Raw genomic sequence first — 22,044 nt, forward strand, 5'->3', positions numbered from 1 at the left:
CACGACGGGTGGCCGTGAGACTCTCTCTCGGCTTCCAACCCGTCGCGAACAGCCTCCCCTCCTCTCACTCTCGCGCGAGGCCAGGCATCACGCCGTCTCGTGATCGGCGACAGCCGAATCCAGCGATGCGGGCTCAATGGACCCGGGAACGAAACCGAGCAAATAGTCCGCGGCCTTGCTCGCCTGCGAGGCGGCCCGCACGATGGCGCGATTGTCTTCACGCAGGACTTCGAGCCAGGAGCCGATATAGTCGGCATGGCGCACGGTGGGGACGATCCCTAGCGACGCGCAGCTGAACGCGGAACTCAATTCGGCGACCAGCTCTTCGAAGGCATATTTCTTGGTACCGTAGGATCCGCTCTGGTCGCGATTGAGACGCGACGGGTGCCCAGTCGCATGACCGAGTTCATGCAAGGCCGTACGGTGCCAGTTGATGGGTTCGAAATAGGCCTGCGGCGGCGGGACCTGAACATAGTCTTCGGCTGTTGCATAGAATGCGCGATCTCCACCGATCCGAAATGGAATTCCGCTGGCCGTGATCAGGGCATCGACCGTCGGTTCGATGAGGCCGGCCGGCGGCGGCGGCGCAGCGGTGGCAATGTCGTCGGGCAGTTGCTCGCACTGATCGGTGTTGAAAACGGTAAATCGCTTGAGGAACGGGATCGCCTGCGCGTCTTCGCCGGTCTCGGCGGCGCGGCGCTTTTCATCATTCGGCACGAAACGATCCGCGTAGACGACGGTAGTCCCGCGCTCTCCCTTGCGAACGTGGCCGCCAAGAGAGAGTGCCTGGCGGAAAGTGAGCCAACTTTGACCGGTAAATCCGCGTTCGATCACGACTCCCCAGAGGATGAGGATGTTCACACCACTGTATTGCCGGTTGGTCGACGCATTTTTCGGCATGGCCAGCGGCGCTTTCGCCGCGGCAGTACCCCAGGGCTGAACCCAGGGGACGCGTCCGGCCTCAAGCTCGGCGATGATCTTGTCGGTGATTTCGTTGTAGAGGTTCGCCCGGTCCTGGCCGGCGCGCGCGCAAGCATTAGGGTTTGACATCGCGGGTCTCCGCGACGGGCACCGCGAGCCTCTCTCGCAGATTGTAACCCGTCACGGAAAACCAGCCTGCACTCTTACTCTCAGCTTCTTGCCTTAGGCCGCAGGCCTGATCCGGCGTGCGCCAGGGGCGCATCGCCCCAAGAGAAATGGCACCCGCAGGAGCGTGAGCATAGCGACGCCGAAGGCGGCACGCGGGACCGAGTGCAGCGACGAGACCGGTTAAAAGGGCACCCGGGAACGGGGCAGTGATAACGATCGCCGCAGGCGAGCCCCTTTTCCGAGTGCCCCCGGCGAGGAGCACCAAAGCTCTGGCGCGAGGGATCGAAGCCGCAGGCCGAGACGCGGCGCGGCTCGGTTCACGAGAGCCCGGTGCGGCCCTGGCCGCACGCGCACAACCACTAAAAGACTTGAGCGAAAGTGATGCTGGCAATCCTGCGAGAACAGCCTGGCAATTTCACAGTGGTCTCAGAACGGGCGAAAACCTTGTCCTCTGCTGACTGAGAATCCCAGCCTTGTGTTAGCAGCCGGAACAAACGGCGGACCACTAGATTCGTGTATTCGGAGTTATTCAATGCTGATGACCAGTGAGCGAAGGCCGGCGATACGGACACTGCAGGGTTGGGCGATCCACGTGCTCCAGGAAGCGGGCGCCATCCGCGAATGCGAAGAGCATGGTTGGATGCAGGACCGCGCCGATCCGCATGCACGAGAGCGAGCCTTCGATATTGCCCGTCGAGACCCGCCAGCAGACGTCTCCCGTCAAGCCGCGGAGGCCGCGCTTCACGACGTGCTCGACTCGATTGGCGATACCTGCCCAGAATGCCCCCCTGACGAGGAGGACCCGCGCTAAGCACCGACGCCGACCCGTCTGCTACTCAGCGGCCTAGCCGTTTCTCCACCCGCTTGCGCGCGTTGCCGACCTTTTTGACGGCCTTTTTCACCGCCGGCGCCGACTTTCCGGTCTTCTTCGCCTCGTACTGCACTTCGTAGTCCTGCCCGCCTGCCACCCGCGCCCGGTCCTGCTTTCGTCCGCGCGCCGTTTTGCTCTTCTTCGCTGCCGCCATCGGTGCCTCCTGTTGGGACATCGAAGCAACGCGACAGGGATTCGCAGGTTCCGGAACGATTCGAACTGTGCCAATTTGAATCGGCTGTAGCGTGGAGTTCTTCAGTGGCGTTTCAGCGTAACAAGCCGGCGGCTATCGGCGTCAAGGCGCCTTTCCCCGCCTTCATCGAACCGGCCCTGGCATCCTCGACAGAGAAAGTGCCGTCGGGAGAGCGCTGGATCCACGAAATCAAGTTCGACGGCTACCGTGTTCAGGTCCATCTGGCCAACGAGACGGCGAAGATCTCCACCCGGCGCGGCCACGATTGGACGCACCGCTTCAAGAAGGTCGCTCATGACGCCTGGCGGATCAAGGCGAACTCTGCGGTGGTGGACGGCGAGATCGTGGTGCCAGCTGCCGATGGCACGACCGACTTCTCGGTCCTGCAGAACGAGCTCAAGGGTAAGTCGAGGAGCATCGTGCTCGTGGCGTTCGATCTGCTCTATCTGAACGGCCGAGATATCCGGAAGCTACCGCTTTTTCAGCGCAAGGCCGAACTCAAGAAGATCCTGACCGGCACCGACATCCAGTTCAGCGAAAGCTTCGCGATAGACGGCCGCGAGATGTTTGCGCACGCCTGCAAGCTTGGCCTCGAAGGTGTCGTCTCGAAGGTCCGGGACGGCGCCTATCCGGCCGGACGCACGAATGACTGGGTCAAGAAGACCTGCGTGCAGCGTGAGACCCTGACTATTGCGGGTTTCGCGCTCGATGGAACGAAGTGGGACGGCATCTACGTCGGCCGGCGTAAGGGCGACGATCTAATATACGCCGGGAAGGTGGACCATGGATTCGACAAGGCATCAGCCGCCGACCTTCAGAAGCGTCTGAAGCCGCTGATCCGCAAGACGCAGCCTTATGCAAAGCGGATTGCGCACAAAGGAATCTGGGTCGAGCCCAAGCTGCTGGCCGAGATAGAGTACCGTGCAAAATCAGCGGAGGGAAAAGTCCGTCATCCCTTCTTCAGGGGGCTTCGGGAGGATCTGTAATGGATGCCTTTGACCGCTTCTGGGAGTGGGCGGAAAAGCCGCTCGATAGTCCGCTGACGATCCCTGCGGAGCTCCATCGAGCGGTTATGGAGCTGTCTCCGGAGGACAGGCGGGACCGCGCAAAGGTCAATGAGGCCGCAGGGCGGGCGGTTTCCGACCGATAGTTACCAGCGAGCGCCCAGTCTGAGCGCGCCCGCTCGAGACCCACCATTCAAGATTGACCTGCTTGAATTGGACAGTGTCCGAATTCGCGAAACGGAGTATGATCTGGTCATCACCGGCAAAGGCACTCTGCCCGCGGGCACCGGTGACTGAGAGACCAATCGCGCTCCCGCCTGCAGCAGGAGCCACCAATGTCTCATTATTCCGAACGTGTCATCCTTGCCCGTCACCATGTTGCCAAAGGACGTCAGATCGTCGAAAGGCAGCAACGGATGGTCCGCAAGGGTGGCGCAAACATCGCAGAAGCTCTGAAGCTCCTGGCTCTCTTTGAAGCAACGCAAAATATCTTCGAGGATGATCTGGAGCGCATCTTGCGGGAAGAGCGCAACTGCTAAGGCTCGCGACTTGGCAGTTTAGAGTCTGGCAATTTCCGGTCTCGGCGGCAAATCAGGCGTCAACGCTAAGACACGAGATGGTCGCACTTTGAGACCTAGCCTCGCGCGCGTCGTAACGCGACTTCCAACCGGGCCTTCTCCTTTTCCCAACGCGCTTCCTCGTCCCGCGCGCTTTCCTCAAGAACTTCGAGCTGTTGTTGAATGTCAGCGGCCTTTTCTTCGTGCTTGCGACGGGCCGCGTCCAAGGCACTTTGCGCCTTGTCGACGGCGTGCTGCCGTCGCTCACGCTCCTTCTGCCGGACGGCCTCCTCCTTGGCACGTTCGCGCTCCCGTTGCATCTGCTCCTTCTCTAAAGCAAGTGCAGCCTTCCGGTCGGCCGCATCGTCGTGGGCCCGCTTAGAAGGCTTCCGCGGTTGACGGCGGCCTGTCTTCTTTGAGCTGCCGCTGGCAAGGTCGGTAGGTAGCTCGGCATGCTCCCTGAATGGCCCGTTGGAGCCGACGGGTCTCTTCAGAACGATGCCCGGCGCAGCCATAGTCGCCTCGATGACGTCCGGATCGTCGCTTTCCTTCGCCGCGCCCTGGTGGAAGAGATTGCTGTCAGCGCCCCAGGCTTCGAGGGCCGCTTTCATGGAGGGAGCGGCGATCGCCAGATCGAAGAAGCCCAGCGAGGTCTGATAGGTCTTCAGTTTTCTGGCCATCGGTCTGATCCGCCCTCGTCGATCGTCAACGTCTCGCACGCCACCATGCCTGCGGAACACGACGCGGCCCCGAAGCGTTCCCCAATCCTTGAAGGACGTCCATGCATTTCGCAACGCGCTCTTAAGGATTGGCCTTGAATGAGCCGGATGTCGACCCTGCCCAAGCGCCTGCAGCCGATGCTTGCTACGCTTACCGAGGCGCCGTTCGACGACCCCAGCTGGGTTTTCGAGGACAAGTACGACGGCTTCCGGATGATCGCGGAAATCCGGCGGGGCAAAGTTGCGCTCTACAGCCGCAACGGCAAGATAATCAGCCGCAGCTATATTGAGGTCGCCAAAGCGCTGGAGGGCGTGAAGGGCGACGCCGTGATCGATGGTGAGCTTGTCGCGATCGGTAAGGATGGCGTCTCACATTTCCAGTTGCTTCAAAACGCGCTGCGCCATGAGGCGAAGCTGCTGTACTGCGCCTTCGATCTCATGTTTGAGAACGCAGCGGACTTGCGCAACCACCCCCTCCTCGAGCGGAAGAAGCGGTTGAAGGCAATACTGCCGCGCGACAAGTTGATCGCCTTCAGCCATCACCGCAAAGCGAACGGCATGAAATTCTTCGCCGAGGCCGAGCGGAAGGGTCTGGAAGGCGTCATGGCGAAGCGCGCCGACAGCGCGTATGCGTCCGGAAGCCGGACGGCGGATTGGCTGAAGATCAAGACAGCAAAGCGGCAGGAAGTGGTGATCGCGGGCTTCACGGCGCCGAGGCGTACAAGACCATACTTCGGCGCCCTGGTCCTCGCCGTGCGGGAAGACGACACATGGCGCTATATCGGACATGTTGGCACTGGCTTCAGCCACAAGGTCCTGGAAGACCTCCACGCCAAGCTCGTGAAGCTGACGATCCCGAAATCACCCTTCCCTGCCAAAGTGAAGGACGAGGCCGCCACGACCTGGGTCAAGCCCTCGTTGGTCGCCGAGGTCAAATTTGCGCAGTGGACGAGCAAGGGCGAACTGCGCCAGCCCGTCTACCTCGGGCTCAGGTCCGACAAGCGGGCGAAGGATGTCGTGCGTGAGCGAGAACGTCCGCGCAAGTAGCTTCCCTTCGGCGAAAGCCGGCAAAAAGGATTGATGCACTCTCCGCCGACACTCACTCGCCTCCAAGGTCGTGGATTTCCGGTCGCATGCCGTCAGGCGTGAGTTCGAGCGTCGCAAACGTGATCGGCAGCTTGAAACGCCGAGGTCCCGCGCTGCCGGGATTCAGGTAGAGAATGCCACCGACCGTGTCGATCTTCGGTACGTGGGAATGCCCGGAGACGATGACGTCGAAGCCGGCGCCGAGATCGGTCTTCAGCGTCTTCAGGTCGTGCAGAACGTAGATCGACTTACCTGCCAGACGGACGAGTTTCGTGTCGGGGTAGTCGCGAGCCCACTTGCCACTGTCCACGTTTCCACGAACGGCCGTGACGGGTGCGATCCGGCGAAGCGCGTCGACGATCTCGGGGCGTCCCATGTCGCCGGCATGAATGATGTGATCGACGCCCGTCAGGCCTCGCTCCGCCTCGGACCTCAACAGGCCGTGCGTGTCCGAAATGACTCCAATCCTGAACATCATTTCCCGACGCTCTCAGCCGAGATCGCCAAAAGACGATCGAGAAACTCTACCTGAGCGGACAGCATCTTGGTCCGCGCTAACTCGATATCAAACCATTCCGCGCGGTCGACTTCGGGAAAGCTCTGCCGTCGACCGCTTCGAGGCGGCCATTCGACATCGAAGGTATTGCTGGTCAGTGCTGCCGGATCAAAGTGTCCCTCGCCGCCGAATGCGATGACGCGCTTGCCTCCTCGCTGTCGGACCTCCCCCAGCGCCTGGAGTGGACCAATCGAAGCGCTCGGGCCGAGTTCTTCGGCAAATTCTCGTTGAGCAACGTTCTCCGGAACATCATTGGCATCGATTTCGCCCTTTGGAATGGACCAGGCGCCATCATCCTTCTCACGCCAGAACGGACCGCCGGGATGAACGAGCAGAACCTCGAGCCCCCGAGCTCCTCCCTTGCGGTATGCGAGAATGCCCGCGCTCAAGGTCGATCTCCTGGAAGTCTTTTTCACCGCAGCCATATGGCTCCTACTTTGCAGAGCAATCGAGAGCCGGCGAGCCGTCGTCCCGCCATACGGGACCGCGTTCGCCAAGCGCCTGCTTAGCTTCGTCCGCGGTCCTATGCACCGTTACTTCGGCCTCGCGCTCGGCCGCCTTCCTGGCGCACGCACCTACCCGCCGGGTCGCCATTAGACGGCGACGAGATGATCTCGCGTGACCTCGTTGAGACGGATTTGCCATTCGCCAGAGCCTGCCACGGACGACGAAGGAGTGCCGTCCGGCGTCACCGGATGCTTCACGACACCTAAGCCGACTTCCGCTGCGGCTTGGCCGCCGGCTTTTTCGCCGCGGCCTCCTTCGCCGGCTTCTTGCCTGCGATCGGCATCAGCATTTCCTTCTGCCCGGCCGCCGCCTTGCGCGGCTTTTTTCCTGATTTCTTGGGTGCCTCTGTCGCTGAGGCGCCCTCTCTTCCGATGCTCTTTCGCAGCGCGTCGATCAGGTCCACCACGTTCTCGCCGCGGGGACGCGCTTTCGCGGTGATGGGTTTGCCGGCGCGCTTCTGATTGATCAGTTCGATGAGGGCGGTTTCGTATTGGTCTTCGAACTTGTCCGGCTCGAAATGGCCCGCCTTCTGATTGACGATGTGCTTGGCGAGATCAAGCATGTCCTTGGTGACTTTGACATCCTGAATGTCGTCGAAATACTCATCAGCTGAACGGACTTCGTAAGGATAGCGCAGTAGCGTTCCCATCAGGCCCTTGTCCAACGGCTCCAGCGCGATGATGTGCTCGCGATTGGTCAGCACCACACGGCCGATCGCGACCTTGTTCATCTCGCGGATGGTTTCCCGAATAACGGCGAAAGCATCGTGCCCGACTTTACCGTCGGGACGCAGATAGTAGGGGCGAATGAGATATCGCGGATCGATCTCGCTGCGGTCGACGAACTCGTCGATTTCGATCGTTCGCGTTGATTCCAGTGCGACGTTCTCTAGCTCCTCCTTCGTCACCTCGATGAAGGTGTCCGTGTCGACCTTGTAGCCTTTGACGATGTCCTCGTTGTCGACCTCCTCGCCGGTATCGGCATCCACCTTAGCGTACTTGATCCGATGGCCGGTCTTTCGATTCAGCTGGTTGAACGAGACCTTTTCGGATTCCGACGTGGCCGGATAGAGCGCAACCGGACAGGTGACGAGGGAAAGACGCAGGAAGCCTTTCCAGTTGGCGCGGGGGGCCATCGCGGGGAACTCCATTACTGATGCCGGATTAAAGACGAACGACCGGGCTTGGTTCCGACATCGCGACCCGCCCCACAGCGGGATTTTTCTCATCGGCCTGCCTGGCCGGACTCGACATTTGTTCTTGTTATGTTCTAATTCGGGCATGACCGACCGACCCGCGAGCTGGCGCATGCCGACCCCGAAACAGATGGAAAAATTGGCCGCTGAAGCCGACCGCAGACGAGCGCCGCCCGCTGCGGGTCCAGATGCCCCCCTCCCGGCCGAATATTGGGAATCGGTCCTGAAAGACGCACGCGCCGGCACGACCGGGGCTCAGATGCGGCAGCGACGTCTTTCCGAGATTCAGCGTCACGTGCTGCGCGTCTCCTGCCGCCGCTGCGAGCGGACCGTGGAAATCCAGACCGCTGATGCCGTTCGACTGTATGGCGCCAACGCGCTCTGGAAGGACGTCGCGCAGCGGCTGCTCGACAATACCTGCCGGCAGCGCACCGGCAGGCATGAAGAAGACGGGTGCTGGCCAGCGTTCGAGACGCCGTAGCCGCTCTGGATTTGCCGATCCGATCTCTTTGCGCCTGGATGTCTGGATGGCCCCGAAGTATCACCCTACGCCCTTGTCGGGCGGCGATCGCAAGGCTCTGGCGAAAGAGCTCGGCAAGGCACGCGCGATGGCCAGCATGCTGGCGACCCAATCGGCGGAGATGCGGGCCAAAGGCGGGGCGATGATCCAGCAAGCCGACAGGCTGCTTTGCGAAAGCTGGAACGAGCGGATGTGGAGTGACGGCGAACCGATCGATCCGTCGCCGACCATCGATCAGGCCGTAAATGGAGGCTTCCCCTGGCTGGAGATCAGGTGCGCGCGCTGCAAGACGCCGAGCGATGTCGACCTGGCCGCGATGAAGCACCCGCCGACCACCTTCGTGCACGATCTCGCCAGCCGGCTGCGCTGTCGCAAATGTGCCAAGGCCGGCCGGCGTCCATCCGCGACTCTGCTACAGTTGACCTGGCAGCCGCGCCACCCTCGAGCCGAATCCTGACCGATGTGCAATCTTTATTCGATCACGACCAATCAAGCCGCGATCAACGCGCTGTTCCGCGTTGTCAACCGATACGTTGGAAATCTGGCGCCGATGCCGGGGGATTTTCCCGACTACAAGGCACCGATCGTGCGCAACGGAGTGGAGGGCCGCGAGCTCGCTACGGCGCGATGGGGAATGCCGTCGTCATCAAAGGCGCTGATGGACGCCACGAAGAAGCGAGCCGAGAAGCTGCAGGCCAAGGGCAAGGCAGTGGATTTCAAGGAATTGCTGCGAATGGAGCCGGACGGCGGCACGACCAACATCCGCAATGTGAAGAGCAAGCACTGGACGCGATGGCTGGGGACTGAAAATCGCTGCGTGGTGCCGTTCAACTCGTTCAGCGAGTTCAACAAGGCCGAGGGCGGTGATATCTGGTTCGCGCTCGATGAGACACGTCCCCTCGCCTGCTTCGCCGGTATCTGGACCAACTGGACGTCCGTCCGGAAGGTCAAGGAAGGCGAGACGACCAACGACCTCTACGCGTTCCTCACGACGGAGCCCAACGCCGAGGTCGGCGCCATCCACCCCAAGGCGATGCCGGTGATCCTGACAACGCCAGATGAAGTCGAGACCTGGATGACGGCCCCTGCGGACGAAGTACTGAAATTGCAAAGGCCGCTTCCGGACGGAAGCCTCCGGGTCGTCGCTCGCGGCGTCAAGGAAGACCCAATAGGGCCGACGACGTGACGGACGAGACCGACTACCAAACGGGGCCAGCACCGCATCAGCGCAAGATCATTCTGTCGATATAGACATCTTCTACGCATCAGTGGAGCAGCGGGACAATCCGGACTTGCGTGGCAAGCCAGTCGCTGTGGGCGGGATCGAAAGAGCGCGGTGTCGTAGCTGCAGCGAGCTATGAGGCGCGAAAGTTTGGAGTTAGGTCGGCATTGCCGTCAGTGACAGCCAAACGGCAATGCAAAGAGCTAATTTTCGTAAAGCCGCCGCGCTTCGAAGTCTACAAGGAGGTCTCTCGACACGTCCGGACAATCTTCGCGGAGCATTCTGACGTCATTGAGCCCCTGTCGTTAGATGAGGCCTACCTAGATGTCACCGAGAACATCCAAGGCCTCCCAATCGCGACAGAGATCGCGACCTTGATTAGAGTCAAGATCCTGAGCGAGACAGGCCTGACCGCGTCTGCCGGCATCTCTTACAATAAGTTCCTGGCAAAACTTGCGTCCGACCAACGGAAGCCCAACGGACAGTTCGTGATCACGCCAAAGATGAGGCCGAGCTTCGTTCAGGATCTCCCAGTCGGCAAATTCCATTGAATCGGACCGGCGACCAGTGCGAAGATGCATGGCCTTGGCATCTTCACCGGCATGAATATGCGCAATCAGTCGCTCGAGTTCATGAACGCCAATTTTGGGAAAGCTGGGGCGTATTATTACTGGATCTCGCGGGGGATTGACGAGCGTCCTGTCCGTGCCAACCGAATCCGAAGGTCCGTCGGCGCCGAAAGCACGTTTCGCGGGACTTGGCAGACCACGAAGCGCTGACCATCGAACTGCGCCCACTGGTCGACAAGGTCCGGCAACACTGCGAGGCGACGGGCGCGCGAGGCCAAACGGCGATCCTTTTCAGATTTCGAGCTGATCACTCGCAGCACGTCCGTACGCATGAACGACACCGCGGACGATCTCTCTAGCCTGGCTCTTGAACTATTAGCGCAACTTATGCCGCCAAAGAGGCCGATCCGGTTAATCGGTATCTCTGTTTCGGGGGTTTGTTGGGTCAGGGCTCGATGATGATCAATTGCCACTCATGCTGGCTTGATTTGGCGGGTCCAACCGCATCTCGTTGCTGCTTGCAATAGGTGCCATCCACTCCCCCAATTTACACAGAGCATGCTTGGGAAAACGCGCAAAATATCGCTTTGCAGTCGATAACTCTGACCCAAAGCATATACTGCGCTATCATATACGAATCACCGCATTTGTACTGTTTCAAGGATGGATTACGGCGCTATGGCGCGAGCTACCATGCAAGGCAAAGCGACGCTCGACGCACGATTCAAGTTTGCTGATACCGCGTTTTCGAGCGGCACCGAAGGTTGGAATTCTCAACTTCGTTTTGCCACCGGCATCGCCGACGGCGAGGACTATCTTCTTCGTCTGTTCAAGAAGACCGGAACCCCGCTGGACGAGGACCTGAAGCGGCTCATCACGCACGGCCTCAGGCGTGTCCGGCGTGTTCTGTCGTCACGCCGTGCGCGCCAGTTATTGGTCGAGGTTCTTGAGATCGTCGAGGACCAGGAAGAGATCGGTATCTTAATGGTTGATCCTGGCAGTCCGATCTGCGGGTCATTGCACAGGGTTCGAGCGCGAGAAGGCCGGCTGCTTACGACGACCGGCCGCAAGATGTTTTGGCGCAATATCTTGCGCGTAGCTGAAGGACTTGCACTTTGTCATGATGCGGGCATCGTGCACGGCGCTGTCAGCGAACATACGATCTTTTCGCATAGCGATGAAAAAGAGGATTTCCGACTCGGCGGCTACGAAGCGTGCGTACACATTGCCGACGGCGATGTGGGCGGCGCGGGACATCTGCTGCGGCCCTCCGGCACCGTCTCGTTTCGCCGGGACTGGAGTGATCTTGGGCAGGCAGCGTCGCGGATCCTCGGCCTGACCGAGGACGGCGGCGGTCCTTCCCTGCTGTCGATCGAGCGACGCATGCTTAATCGTCTTGCCGATCCGCCACGCTACCAGCTTTTCGACGGAAGTATCGTGCTAAACGAGATCGCCGAGGTCGTGGCCGATCTTGACCGGTCGGGGTCAAGCGGCGAAGGCGAGCTAATTCTCTACCCTTCCACCCAGGTTACCCAAAGCGACCTTGCATCGCTTACATCGGGCACCATCCCGGCTGACGATAGGGATGCGGTCCTCCGTTTTGTCGAAGAGGATCTCAGCGGACCAACGGTACGCACTGTTGTCGTAGATGAGGCCTTCGTGCGTATCGTCACCGACCTTGCCGCGTATGGCGTGAAAGTCATCGATGACTATGTCGGCATGATCGAGAACGCCAACAAGAGGCGGCCTGACGACTACATCTATGATGCCGTCGAGGTTCGCCACCGGATTCATCTTGCGCGAACTCGGAGAAGCGCCGAAGAGCGAGTACGCAGGCTTGGCCCTGGCGCCAAACCGTGGATTGACGCGAGTGTCACAACAGGAGTGAGCCGATCAGTCGAAGAGATTCCCACTTGGTACGCCCTCATTCTTCTCGAAGCCTTTACTTGGCTGCGGGAGCAATTCCGAATCTATCCCGTCGAAGTGCTTCACCCGCCGTCCGGCGGGGATTCAGATTTGGCCTGGATCGCCTCCCGCGAAGATCCCGACCGGGACATGCGACGCAAGCTGATGGGACTGCGCCCGGCATACGACGCCTTGGCGCGCGAATTGAAGTACGACGACGGCAAACCAAATTGGACTCTTTCACGCAGCGACGCGCTCGCCGGCGATCGGGAGCGATTTCCGGAACTCAGTTATGAGGGAACGGGCGGTGTCGTCGACGGCCGCCTACCGTTCACGTTCGCGACAAGCGAAGCTGTTGTACCGGGGCAGCTTCTTTTTCTTCGTCCTCGAAGAGATGGTGGATTTGAACGCGCAATTCGCCGCCGCCTTCAAAATATTGTGGCGGCCCGGACGAATATTGAACTCTTGAGAGCGATTGACGATCCGGCGCAGGTCGCGCTGGACGAAGTATTACGTGATATTGCGACCCCGAATGCGGTGCCGCCGGACGAGATGGACGGTTCGAAAAAGGTGGCATGGGACGCAATCGTATCAGGCAAGTCCATCAATGTCGTTGTTGGCCCTCCTGGCGTCGGCAAGACGTTCCTAATTTCGAATCTTGTCAAAAGCATTCTGGACAAAACACCGGACGCAAGGCTTCTAGTGTCGGCGCAAAACCACGAGACCTTGATTCAAATGGAGGACGAACTCAAGGCGACACTGGCGAGCGGCACGAAGATCGTCGTTCGTGTCGAGCGGACACGATCGACCGATGAAGTCAGCTCCTTGCGTGCGAGCTCCGTTGATCTTCTTAGGTCCGTTTCGACGGTCGACCACGCCGCTGAAAGCATGATGGTCAACCAACGCTATCAAATCAAGCAGGCGCTCCGGCCCGTTGATGCGTCGGAAGCGACGGTTGCGGAACGCGTATTTCGCGATACCGACAATCTGCTGCTGCGCTCTTCCGATGTCACGCTTGCCACGACATCGTCGCACATCATCGAGGAGATGATTGCCGATGGCGATCAATTCGACTGGGTCATCGTCGAAGAAGCGGCCCGCGCCAACGGTGCGGAACTGATCGGCGCGCTATTGCTGGGCAACAGAAGAATCATGGTTGGCGATCACAACCAACTCTCTCCATTCGATGCCGCCCAGCGGCAACAATTCTACGATCCCGAGCGCGCAGTTGATCTGCTGCGGGACGCGAAGGAGCGGCTTGAAACCATCTCCGATCTACCGCCGGAAGTTACTGAGGCGCTTGATACAGTTAAGTCGAGCGAACATCTGATGAGGGAGGCTCTCGCAACAGCGGCGCGTCTTGAAGAACCGTTTCGATCAATAGCTGAGCGCGAAATTGAGCGCGAAAAGGACACGGGGCGTCCGAGCACGATCGTCAACACGCTGCTGGAACAGAGCCGCATGCACCCCGCCATCGGCGATCTCGTCTCGAATACTTTTTATGACAGAAAGCTCGCTCCCTCCGACCGCGTCAAGCGTCGCACGCTAACGGTCACGTCCACGGTCGCGTACCTCACCTCTCCAATCGTTCTTCTCGATTTTCCGCCCCTCAGCATGTCAAAACGGCGACATTTCGAACACAAAGTGGAGCGATCATTCCGCAACGAGCTTGAGGCGCAGGCCTTGATAGCGGCCTTGAAAGGGTTGCGGCCGATAGTTGGCGCGGACGGCCGCCGACCGACCCTCGTGATCATCTCGCCCTACGCGGCGCAGGTGAGATGGTTCAAGCGCTTACTGCGCGGCCAAGTCAGGAAAGACAAGACCTTGTTCGGCTTCGCGAGCCCGCGCAGTAATGGTGAGTTCGTCTTTACCAGCGATAGCTTCCAAGGTGGCGAAGCCGATGTCGTGGCCGCCAGCCTTACGCGCAACAATGTCATGGTGGGATCGCGCGCGCTCGGATTCGTCAAAAGCCCACAGCGCATGAATGTGCTGCTCAGCCGCGCCAAGCAAAAGCTGATTCTTGCCACAAGCCAGCGCTTCATTCGCGAAGTGGTCGAAGGAATCGATCCGGATGCAAAAAAGGACGATCTTGAATTCCTACGAAAGATGCTGAAGGAGCTCGCGACCCTCGCCGGGACCGATTACGAGCTCGTCAGGAAGGATGCTCCTAGCATTAAGGTGAAAGGCGCATCCATCGTCGCGATCGACGAGAACGGGAGGCTTCCGGCGTGAAAATCTACCTTCCCGCTTGGCACTATCGCGCGCGCGCCATCGTTCAACGCACATGGGGATGGAGTCCAATCGAAGAAATGATCCTGCTCGCGCTCGATCGCACCCCAGAAACGATCGAAGAGGTGGCAACGTCGCTCGGGATTCCAAGCCAGGTCGCGGGCTCGACCATCGCGCGGTTGATGCAGTTCGGCCTGGTCGAGCTTCGCCTGGCTCCTGTCCCTCAATTGGCGACAAGCGGCGTCGGTCAAGACTTCATCCGGTTGGGTGGCGCCTTGCCGGAGCGAACTGAAGATCGGGAGATTCACATCAGTCTAGTGCTGGAGAAGGTCGGACACTCGGTCTTTCGCAACCGCGACGTCGAGACCGCTCCACTCTATCGGATGACCCATACAGATCACAAGGTCAACTTTCCTCCGGGCCCAGATGAGACCGATGACACAATGGCGGTCCGCGTAACGCAGCTCGTCGCCGGCATGCTCCGTCCCGGCGAATGGCTGCGCGGCGTTCAAACGATCAACTCCGTTCTCGAAAGAAAATATCTCGCGATCGAACTGAACGACGTCAAGAACGGATTGCTCCCTGAGGGGGCCAGCCAGGACTTGATCGGCGCTCTTCAAGCAACAATCAGGACTGGTATTCTGCCGGAAGCTAGCGATCCGCAGCCAAGCCGGTCAGTGACCGTCGATACGATGATTGGCACCGATCAATTGATCGTCGGCGGCGAACAGCATCTCGAATGCTTCGAACGCATCGTGGGTCAGGCCGAGGAAGACGTTTTCGTACTTTCGACTTTTGTGACGCCTCACGGCGAAAAATACACGGAGCAACATGAACGCATTCGAAAAGCTCTTGAACAGGCTGCGCAGCGTGGCGTGCGCTGCCACTTGTTCTACGGTACTGCGCTAGACACCGACAGAAAGAACGCGATCGCGATGCAGGAGCTCAATATGCGGCTCTCGTCGGTCCGTCGCGCGCGTGGCTTTGTGTTCACGCAGCGCGATTCTGTTCGAAGCCATGTGAAATGCCTTGCCGCGGATGACGGCCACGGCGGCGCTGTCGTCGTGCTCGGCTCCTCCAATTGGCTGTCGTCGCCCTTTTCTGCCTTGGAGGTGTCTGTCGAGCTGACAGAGAACCGCGCGGCCGCGGCGGGCCTGGATCTTTTGCGTTCTATCGTGTCACCTCTTTCAAGCGCCAGCCGTTCGATTGAGACGCTCCAATTCATAGCATCGGATTTAAGGCGCTCGCGGAGCGCCTTAACATCTAGCGCCGATGCTGGAGGGAGTATTCCAGTTCGGATGAGCATTCTCCAGGCTGACGATCATGAGCGATTGATTCGGAGGGTTGCTCACGAAGCCGAAGAGCGATTTGTCTGCTGTACCAACAAGGTCGGAGCTCCCATGGTGCCGGCGATCTTTAACCCCGCCGAAATCGCAGGACGCCGACTCGACGACGTCCGTGTTTACTACTCGCGCCAGACCGGGCCGATCAAACGGCGGCACGTCAAGGCCCACCGCGAACGGCTACATGGTGTAGTCGATCTGATCGCCGTGGAGGATCCGCAAGTCCATGCAAAGTTTCTTTTGTGGGACAGAGATCACGTCGTGGTGAGCACGATGAATTGGGGCTCTCAGTCGGGTTCACCGGATAATCCTCTCGACGAGATCGGCCTCCATTTGGAAGGGCCTGGCATAGCCGAGTTCCTCCTAATGAAGTTCGAGAGTCAACTCGACGATTAGTATCTGACACGTATTTTGGGCTGCGTCCAAATTGTCAACGCGCTGCGCGCCAATTGCGCTGAAATTGCTGAGTTCTTTGTTCAAGGTGGAAAGAGAACCTTTCGCCATCTATCATCAGGCGCAGCCAAAACGCCTGATAAATACAAAGCAGACCGAGCTCGCCGATTTTCCTACAGACTACGACGAAGATCGGTATGACCCCCAAAAATCTGCCGTCGTGAAAGCCACGCCGTCATAACGCAACCCGTTTGCAGTGCTTAGCCGGGTGGGCAGCCCCGATCGGGAGCGTCCAAAAGACCGCCTCACGAATTTTACCGTGGCGTTCTAGTCGTGACCCACCGAATGACGCCATCCGTCATGTAAACCACGGCGCCCCGAGGTGCTCCTGTGGCACGAAGATAGTCGCTCAGCTGAGCGGCATGATCGCGCCTATCCTGCTCGCTGGGCGCGACATCGCTCTTCCAATCCAGGACAACGGCAGGCTGACCATCTTGAACAGCGATGGCATCTATCCGCCCAGCCAGCGCAGTCGCCGCGGGTGAAGCCGAGAGCATCGCATAAATTGGCCACTCCGGAGCGAGGCTTGGCCTGAGTGCGGCGATTTCGGGCAGTGCAAGGGTGCGCGCGACGGTCACCGCTATTTCCTCTGGGTCCGGAAGCTTCGCTCCGTTGTCAGCATCAATTATAAGCTGCGTCATCAGCACTCGCGCACGTGCAGCGACGACCGGCATCTCCTCGGCCAGTTCGCCGGTAAGCATCTCCTCCATCAGCTTGTGGAGAATAAGGCCCCGCACGCGGCCGGCGCCGACCGGCAATTCGGTTTCTGGGGCTTCGCCAGGCTCCATCGCGATCGCCTCACCTCTTGGCGCTCGATCAGGATCGTGATCGCTTGGCCGCAGCCACTGGAGCGGCATCGCCGCGGCGGCGATCGCGGCACGCTCTGCCCCGAACAGCTCCGGCGTCTGCGTATTCGGAGGCGCGACGTCGGTCACGCGGGCGACCGGCGTCAAGTGCGACAGGACAAGCTGCGGCAAGTCCCGATGCGCAAGATCAACGATCCGTGCCCAGGACCGCTGCTCAGCCTGAGGCAATTCCGGAACGATCAGAAGTTCGCGGGCGCGCGTGCAGGCGACATACCAGAGGCGCTCCCGCTCGCGGGCCAAGCTATCGTCTTCAGACTCGAGTGCGCGAAGCAGTTCCGGCGGAACCACGTCGCCAATCAGCCAATGCAGTGTTTCGTCGTCGGCGCGGTAGACGAATGCCTCGCGCGAGCGCAGCAAGGTGCCGGTGTTGATCGGAATTACCACCGGCCATTCGAGACCCTTAGCGCTGTGGATCGTGATGATTTCGATCGCATCGCCTTCCGCATCAACTCGTCCCTCATTGTGGGGCACGCCGTCGCGCCATTCCCGGGCGAGATCCCGAACGAACTTCCTGAGGCCTCGCACACCGTAAGGCCGCGCACGTTCCAGGAACGCTTCGAGATTGGCGGCCGCGCGCGCACTACGATCACCCTCGCGCGCGGCGAGGGTTGCACGGACCGCGAGGCGTTCGATCGCTTCGGCCAAGAGCAGCGCAGGCGTGGTCGCCCGCACGCGTTTTCTGAGGTCTTGTAGGATCGCGAGCGTGCGACGTGCCAGAGGATGGGCGACATGATCGACATCGGTCAGCACCGAGAAGCGCTGGGGCGCTTCGGCGCGATCGAGATGCGGCGGAAGACCCACGGTGATGTCGAGTAGCTCCTCCTCAGTAAGCCCGACCAGTGGGCCACGCAGCAGCGCGCCGAAGGCCAATGTGTCGCCAGCGTCGGCGAGTACGCGAGCTAGCGCGAGCAGGTCCTGCACTTCTTGCCGGCGGAACAAACTCTTGCCGGCCTGCGAGGCGATCGGCAGCCCGCGCTGCTCGAGCGCGCGCTCATAACGCCAAAGCTCGGCGCCAGTTGGCGCAAGCAGGGCGATGCCGCCGGCAGTGAGCGGTACGATTGCGCCGTCCTCGTCGCGGATAGGGAGATTGCCGATAAGGCGGGTGCAGAGATCGGCAACGGCTTCGGCCTCCGCGTCGCGGATTTGAGCGGGCCGAGAATCAGGCGGCACATCCACTGTGATTCGCGCCGCGCAGGGCAGATCATGATCGGGGTCGCCGAGCGTCGACGTGAGCGGCACGTAACCGGGCTGGCCTTCTCCCGACAACGGGCGCGCGAAGCAGCGGTTGATGTGCCTAAGGATGTCGGGACGCGAACGAAAATTGGCGGTGACCTGAACGATATTTTCCGGCAATTGCCGCTCAACAGCGGCGCGCGCCTGCGAGTATGAGCCGATATCGGCGCCTCGGAAGCGATAGATTGCCTGCTTCGGGTCACCGACCATGAATAAAGCCCCGGCACGCAGCACGCTGTCCTGCCAGCGTCCGGCGCGATCCTTCCCCGCGATCCCGAAGAGGATCTCTGTCTGAACAGGGTCGGTGTCCTGAAATTCGTCGACGAAGATGTGGCGATAGCGTTCTCCAAGCGCGCGGCGCACGTCGTCATGCTGGCGCACCAGCGCACGCGCCTTCTCGAGCAAGTCGTCGAAGTCCAAGACTGCAGCGGCCCGTTTGAAGGCGGCGTAGTCATCGAGTACTTCGTCGAGCTCGGCCGCAAGCTGGGCGACAAGCGCGGTCGCGAACCGACCAAGAACGGTCCGGTAGCAGCGATTGACCCGCTCAAAGCATGCGGTCGCCTCTTCATTGAGGAGCGCGCCTCGCTCTTTGCCCGCGACACGCTCCCAAGCTGATTTCCGTCTCGGCGTGAGAAGATCGAAACTGTGTCGGCGCATGCACGCGAGCTGTGGCGGATGGGCGAGACGCCAGAGCGTGGCAAAATCCGGTGGAGGGTCGAAACTACCGGCGTAGAAGTTGGCGAGCGTCTCAAGCTCTCCGACCAATTCTAGGGTCTTGGGCTCGACCGGCTGCGACGAAATCCAGCGTCGGAAGTCCGCGACGGCGTCGACCAGGTCGATGTCGGGCCGACCGCCGAGCTCGGCGGGCAGAGCGCGTGCGCCGCGATATCTGAGACGGAAGCGTGCGAGTTCCTGAAGAGTATCGACGATGCGACGCGGATCATCGCGCGAGAGTGTCGCGATGGCATCGCCTGGCCGCTCGGGCGCATTCAATCGCCGTTTCAGCCACTGCTCGAAGACGGAATCGAAGGCCGCCGCCGCCTGAACGGCGTCAAGAATGCGCGCGCCCGGATCAATGTCGGCCTCAACCGCATAGCTGGAGATGATCGTCTGGCAAAATGCGTGAATGGTGGCGGTTGTCAGTTCGTCGAGCTTCGCCGCTGCACCGGAAAGTGCGCGTCGTTGGTCCACGTTTAGTCCGTTGGGCAGAGCAAGCCGCAAAGGTTGAGGCACACGTCCCGCAAGCAGCTCCTCGACATAGCGTTGCACGCGCGTCGCCAGCCCGCTCGCGGCAAGCTCTGTGAAAGTGATCGCGGCGATCGCGCCGGGCTCGGTGCCACGCGCGAGCAGCATGGTCAGGCGTCCGGCCATTAGCGCCGTTTTGCCGGTGCCGGCGGCGGCCTCGACGAGCAACGTGGCGTCGAGATCAGTCAGGATGCGAAGCCGTGCGGGATCGTCGGCGAGTGTCATCGGCAGCCCCACACTCGTGCAAACCCTCCGAAAGCGCGCATGAACGCGCCGTTCTTGAGCTGAAGATAGGCTGCTGGCGACGACGGCAGGGCTATGCGGAAGTCATTGTGCTCTTCCTGAGCGTCGGGGCCAGGCAGGGCATGGCCACCGCGCAGGAGGGTGATGGCCGCCGTGACATGCCCGCCGAGTTCGGCGATCGCCTGGTCGACGTCCGGTAGGCGATAGGGCCTCGGCTCTTTGTTGCCGAGAAAGACGAGGCGCGCGATCACGCGCGGATTGTCGGGGAGCAACTGACTGGCCGCGACCGAATAGATGACGCGCTGAAGCTCCGCACCGCGGCCAAGCACGATCTCCTCCGCTCGGCGCGGTTCTACGCCGGTCTTATAGTCCGACACGCGCACGCCGCGACGGTCGCCGGTGAGATCGAGCCGATCGATATTGCCTCGGATGCGCACCTGGGTACCGGGAATCGTAACAAGGGAATCGGGGCGCCAGGGTAGATCGTGTGCCATCGCACCATCGCCAGCTTGACTGAAAGCAAGCTCCGTCCAGCTTCGCGTACCGGGTTGGAACGTCTCGTCAAGCGTCAGTGCCTTGAGGGCGAGCTGAGCTGCGGCAGCGAGCGTGTGTTTCCAGAGCAACGCGGGCGGCGCCGATCGCTTGAGTGGCCAATGCGTGCGGACCGTCTCCGTCGAGGTCGCGAGCGCAGCTTCGATTTCCTCCCGGGACGCACGCGCATAGCCCGGCACAGGTTCGAGCGCATCAACCGTGCGCTTCAGCAACTCATGGACCAGCTCACCATAAGAGCGTGCGTCCAGCGTGAGGGGCTGATCGTCTTCTGGGACCGCGCGCCAGCCCAGCGCGTAGCGCCAGACGAAGGCGAGCGGATCGCGCAACATCAGCCGCAAGGAGGTGGCGGACTGGACATCACCGATTGCGCGGACGATTTGGGGATGGTCTGCGCGAACCTGGCCATCGTGGGCGGTGACGATCGGGCGCCGCCAGTTGCGCCAGCAGAGATTGGCTGCGGTGAGCGCCGGCGATGTCGCCGCTTCGTCCGGCCGTGCAAGAAGACGATCGGCCTCGCTGAATGCATGCTGCGGAATGCGCGCCCGCTTCAGGATCTGCAAAGATGCGCTCTGCGGGATCAGCGGGCTGGCGGACAACTGCCCACCTTGAGCGTTACGCCGGCTTCGCGAGAGAACGCAGCCGCGCGCCGCCTGACTGGTGATGACGGCAAAGGCGCGTCGATCTTGCTCGGCGACGGGATCAGGGTCAAGCACAGAGCGCGGCAGGATGTGGGCCGGTATCAGTGGGTCCTCGGCCGTGCGGCGCGGCCAAGAGCGCGATGTCATGCCGAGCAGGCGCACCCAGGGACGCGGCGCACCTGCAAGGTGGCTCGCCGGGCACCAGACAGCGCTCGCGCCTGGATCGCGTCCATCGGGCAGCCGCAAGTCCTCTAGTGAGAATTCGAGCCCTTCGGCCGGCGCGCGTCGAAGCGCCTCGGTCCAGAGCGCACGGGCCGCTGTGCCCAATAGCATCGCGCCGGCCTGCGCAGCCGCCTCGGGGCCACTCGCAAGCAGCCGCAGAATGGGCATCACGACCGGTCTTGGATCGCCTGCGTCGGCGCGGCGGCCGGTCGCCTCGTCAAGCGCGCGCTGCCACTGATCAATCTCGAACAGCGCCGCACCAGGCTGGAGGCCGAGCGACCAGTCCGCAGGCAAGTCGGCCAAGGCACGGCTTCGACCCGCGGCATGGCCGAACAGTCGCCGGAGGCGATCCTGGCCAAGCCCGTTGAGCAGGACGTCGGCAAGTGCGGCGCACGCTTGTCCCTCGCGCGATGCGAGGACCGGCACGCCGTGCGAGAAATGGAGTGGGAGATCCGCGTCCGCGACGAGAACCAGGAAGTGCTCGTCCCAGTCCTCGGTGGCCGTGGCACAGATCGCGATCTCATCGGGTCGCGCGCGGCCAGAGGCAATGAGTTCACGCATCCAACGTAGCGCTTCGACTGCTTCGGCGCGCGGGTTCGCGCAGGAAACTAAGGATATGTCCGCAGCCATCTCGCGGTCGCTGGTAATTAACTGGCCCGGAAACCAGTTCGCATCGGAGGTTCCAGGATTGCGCCAAGCGAGTGGGACCGTCTTCGCGAGCGTCGCAAGAAGCGGACGCCAGACCGATGCAATCTCACTGAGCTGATCGATATCGATTGACCCGAGCGCTGCAGCCGCATGGGCCGCGTGCGCAATTGCGGCATCGCGCAAGTCGCGCGGTGTCAGAACCCCTGCTGGGAGGTTGGCGCGAACGCGGCGCTCGACCTCCGCAAGCTCGGCAAGCCGAGCATTGTGGCTAGCGAGCCCCTCAAGATCGAGGTCGGCTTGCCAAACCTTTGCGAGCGTGCGGGCGATTGACCGTGTCGTGCCCGGAAGCTGACGGATACCTTCGAGCTCCGTCAAGCCG

At 61.2% G+C, this 22,044-nt stretch carries 17 protein-coding genes and 1 pseudogene; 10 read left to right on the forward strand and 8 right to left on the reverse strand.

All coding sequences use genetic code 11. The features are described from left to right. Positions 1-87 precede the first annotated feature (87 nt). Positions 88-1,050 carry an ArdC family protein gene (locus L6639_RS18950; RefSeq protein ID WP_024337240.1) on the reverse strand — a complete coding sequence of 321 codons (963 nt, stop codon included), beginning with the start codon at positions 1,048-1,050 and terminating at the stop codon, positions 88-90. Between the two features lie 571 nt (positions 1,051-1,621). Between L6639_RS18950 and L6639_RS18955 the strand changes: the two genes are divergently transcribed. After that, positions 1,622-1,900: a hypothetical protein gene (locus tag L6639_RS18955; RefSeq protein WP_006022624.1), complete on the forward strand. Its 279-nt coding sequence runs from the start codon at positions 1,622-1,624 to the stop codon at positions 1,898-1,900. 25 nt (positions 1,901-1,925) lie between these two features. Here L6639_RS18955 and L6639_RS18960 read toward each other — a convergent pair whose 3' ends face one another. Beyond that, the gene (locus tag L6639_RS18960; RefSeq protein WP_006022625.1) at positions 1,926-2,114 is read right to left on the reverse strand and encodes a DUF3606 domain-containing protein; all 189 of its coding nucleotides are present in this window, start codon (positions 2,112-2,114) and stop codon (positions 1,926-1,928) included. Positions 2,115-2,218: 104 nt separating this feature from the next. Here L6639_RS18960 and ligD (L6639_RS18965) point away from each other — a divergent pair, with 104 nt between their 5' ends. Further along, positions 2,219-3,139 carry a non-homologous end-joining DNA ligase gene (gene ligD / locus L6639_RS18965; RefSeq protein WP_006022626.1) on the forward strand — a complete coding sequence of 307 codons (921 nt, stop codon included), beginning with the start codon at positions 2,219-2,221 and terminating at the stop codon, positions 3,137-3,139. Between the two features lie 353 nt (positions 3,140-3,492). After that, positions 3,493-3,696: a hypothetical protein gene (locus L6639_RS18970; RefSeq protein WP_006022628.1), complete on the forward strand. Its 204-nt coding sequence runs from the start codon at positions 3,493-3,495 to the stop codon at positions 3,694-3,696. A gap of 95 nt (positions 3,697-3,791) precedes the next feature. Here L6639_RS18970 and L6639_RS18975 read toward each other — a convergent pair whose 3' ends face one another. Then, positions 3,792-4,394, reverse strand: a complete 603-nt coding sequence (locus L6639_RS18975; protein WP_006022629.1) for a hypothetical protein — start codon at positions 4,392-4,394, stop codon at positions 3,792-3,794. Positions 4,395-4,532: 138 nt separating this feature from the next. On the opposite strand from L6639_RS18975, the gene ligD (L6639_RS18980) reads away from it, so the two are divergent. Next, positions 4,533-5,480 (forward strand): non-homologous end-joining DNA ligase, encoded by a 948-nt coding sequence (gene ligD, locus L6639_RS18980; protein WP_006022630.1) that lies wholly within the window; start codon positions 4,533-4,535, stop codon positions 5,478-5,480. Positions 5,481-5,532: 52 nt separating this feature from the next. On the opposite strand, the gene L6639_RS18985 is transcribed toward ligD (L6639_RS18980), so the two are convergent. From L6639_RS18985 to ku, 3 genes are all read right to left on the reverse strand, one after another. Then, positions 5,533-5,997, reverse strand: coding sequence for a metallophosphoesterase family protein (locus tag L6639_RS18985; protein ID WP_006022631.1), 465 nt, complete (start codon positions 5,995-5,997; stop codon positions 5,533-5,535). Then, the gene (locus L6639_RS18990; RefSeq protein WP_028145790.1) at positions 5,994-6,500 is read right to left on the reverse strand and encodes an NUDIX hydrolase; all 507 of its coding nucleotides are present in this window, start codon (positions 6,498-6,500) and stop codon (positions 5,994-5,996) included. Before L6639_RS18990 ends, L6639_RS18985 begins: the two co-directional genes overlap by 4 nt. Positions 6,501-6,784: 284 nt before the next feature. Further along, the gene (gene ku, locus L6639_RS18995; RefSeq protein ID WP_006022633.1) at positions 6,785-7,717 is read right to left on the reverse strand and encodes a non-homologous end joining protein Ku; all 933 of its coding nucleotides are present in this window, start codon (positions 7,715-7,717) and stop codon (positions 6,785-6,787) included. A 145-nt stretch (positions 7,718-7,862) separates the two neighbouring features. On the opposite strand from ku, the gene L6639_RS19000 reads away from it, so the two are divergent. From L6639_RS19000 to L6639_RS19025, 6 genes and pseudogenes are all read left to right on the forward strand, one after another. Continuing rightward, positions 7,863-8,258, forward strand: a complete 396-nt coding sequence (locus tag L6639_RS19000; protein ID WP_024337238.1) for a hypothetical protein — start codon at positions 7,863-7,865, stop codon at positions 8,256-8,258. 46 nt (positions 8,259-8,304) lie between these two features. Beyond that, positions 8,305-8,754 (forward strand): hypothetical protein, encoded by a 450-nt coding sequence (locus L6639_RS19005; protein ID WP_006022635.1) that lies wholly within the window; start codon positions 8,305-8,307, stop codon positions 8,752-8,754. A 3-nt stretch (positions 8,755-8,757) separates the two neighbouring features. Beyond that, on the forward strand, positions 8,758-9,483 hold the full coding sequence (locus L6639_RS19010) for an SOS response-associated peptidase (RefSeq protein WP_006022636.1): 726 nt from the start codon (positions 8,758-8,760) through the stop codon (positions 9,481-9,483). After that, a pseudogene (gene dinB / locus L6639_RS19015) lies at positions 9,480-10,547 on the forward strand (DNA polymerase IV). Before L6639_RS19010 ends, dinB begins: the two are co-directional and overlap by 4 nt. A 234-nt stretch (positions 10,548-10,781) precedes the next feature. Further along, positions 10,782-14,225 (forward strand): DEAD/DEAH box helicase, encoded by a 3,444-nt coding sequence (locus tag L6639_RS19020; RefSeq protein ID WP_006022639.1) that lies wholly within the window; start codon positions 10,782-10,784, stop codon positions 14,223-14,225. Further along, positions 14,222-15,961, forward strand: coding sequence for a phospholipase D-like domain-containing protein (locus tag L6639_RS19025; RefSeq protein ID WP_006022640.1), 1,740 nt, complete (start codon positions 14,222-14,224; stop codon positions 15,959-15,961). The genes L6639_RS19020 and L6639_RS19025 overlap by 4 nt, the downstream gene beginning before the upstream one ends. A gap of 311 nt (positions 15,962-16,272) precedes the next feature. Here the strand turns inward: L6639_RS19025 and L6639_RS19030 are convergent, their stop codons facing one another. Beyond that, on the reverse strand, positions 16,273-19,587 hold the full coding sequence (locus L6639_RS19030) for a UvrD-helicase domain-containing protein (RefSeq protein ID WP_006022641.1): 3,315 nt from the start codon (positions 19,585-19,587) through the stop codon (positions 16,273-16,275). Next, positions 19,584-21,578 carry a PD-(D/E)XK nuclease family protein gene (locus tag L6639_RS19035; protein WP_237863169.1) on the reverse strand — a complete coding sequence of 665 codons (1,995 nt, stop codon included), beginning with the start codon at positions 21,576-21,578 and terminating at the stop codon, positions 19,584-19,586. Before L6639_RS19035 ends, L6639_RS19030 begins: the two co-directional genes overlap by 4 nt. Positions 21,579-22,044: the final 466 nt, after the last annotated feature.

The sequence above is a fragment of the Bradyrhizobium zhengyangense genome, assembly GCF_022012555.1.
Lineage (GTDB): Bacteria > Pseudomonadota > Alphaproteobacteria > Rhizobiales > Xanthobacteraceae > Bradyrhizobium > Bradyrhizobium zhengyangense.

Bases quoted from the DNA above. Each gene is read 5' to 3' on its own strand.
- L6639_RS18950 (WP_024337240.1), bottom strand. From the start codon at position 1,050: ATGTCAAACCCTAATGCTTGCGCGCGCGCCGGCCAGGACCGGGCGAAC.
- L6639_RS18955 (WP_006022624.1), top strand. From the start codon at position 1,622: ATGCTGATGACCAGTGAGCGAAGGCCGGCGATACGGACACTGCAGGGT.
- L6639_RS18960 (WP_006022625.1), bottom strand. From the start codon at position 2,114: ATGGCGGCAGCGAAGAAGAGCAAAACGGCGCGCGGACGAAAGCAGGAC.
- L6639_RS18970 (WP_006022628.1), top strand. From the start codon at position 3,493: ATGTCTCATTATTCCGAACGTGTCATCCTTGCCCGTCACCATGTTGCC.
- L6639_RS18975 (WP_006022629.1), bottom strand. From the start codon at position 4,394: ATGGCCAGAAAACTGAAGACCTATCAGACCTCGCTGGGCTTCTTCGAT.
- ligD (WP_006022630.1), top strand. From the start codon at position 4,533: ATGAGCCGGATGTCGACCCTGCCCAAGCGCCTGCAGCCGATGCTTGCT.
- L6639_RS18985 (WP_006022631.1), bottom strand. From the start codon at position 5,997: ATGATGTTCAGGATTGGAGTCATTTCGGACACGCACGGCCTGTTGAGG.
- L6639_RS18990 (WP_028145790.1), bottom strand. From the start codon at position 6,500: ATGGCTGCGGTGAAAAAGACTTCCAGGAGATCGACCTTGAGCGCGGGC.
- ku (WP_006022633.1), bottom strand. From the start codon at position 7,717: ATGGCCCCCCGCGCCAACTGGAAAGGCTTCCTGCGTCTTTCCCTCGTC.
- L6639_RS19000 (WP_024337238.1), top strand. From the start codon at position 7,863: ATGACCGACCGACCCGCGAGCTGGCGCATGCCGACCCCGAAACAGATG.
- L6639_RS19005 (WP_006022635.1), top strand. From the start codon at position 8,305: ATGGCCCCGAAGTATCACCCTACGCCCTTGTCGGGCGGCGATCGCAAG.
- L6639_RS19010 (WP_006022636.1), top strand. From the start codon at position 8,758: ATGTGCAATCTTTATTCGATCACGACCAATCAAGCCGCGATCAACGCG.
- L6639_RS19020 (WP_006022639.1), top strand. From the start codon at position 10,782: ATGCAAGGCAAAGCGACGCTCGACGCACGATTCAAGTTTGCTGATACC.
- L6639_RS19030 (WP_006022641.1), bottom strand. From the start codon at position 19,587: ATGACACTCGCCGACGATCCCGCACGGCTTCGCATCCTGACTGATCTC.
- L6639_RS19035 (WP_237863169.1), bottom strand. From the start codon at position 21,578: ATGCGTGAACTCATTGCCTCTGGCCGCGCGCGACCCGATGAGATCGCG.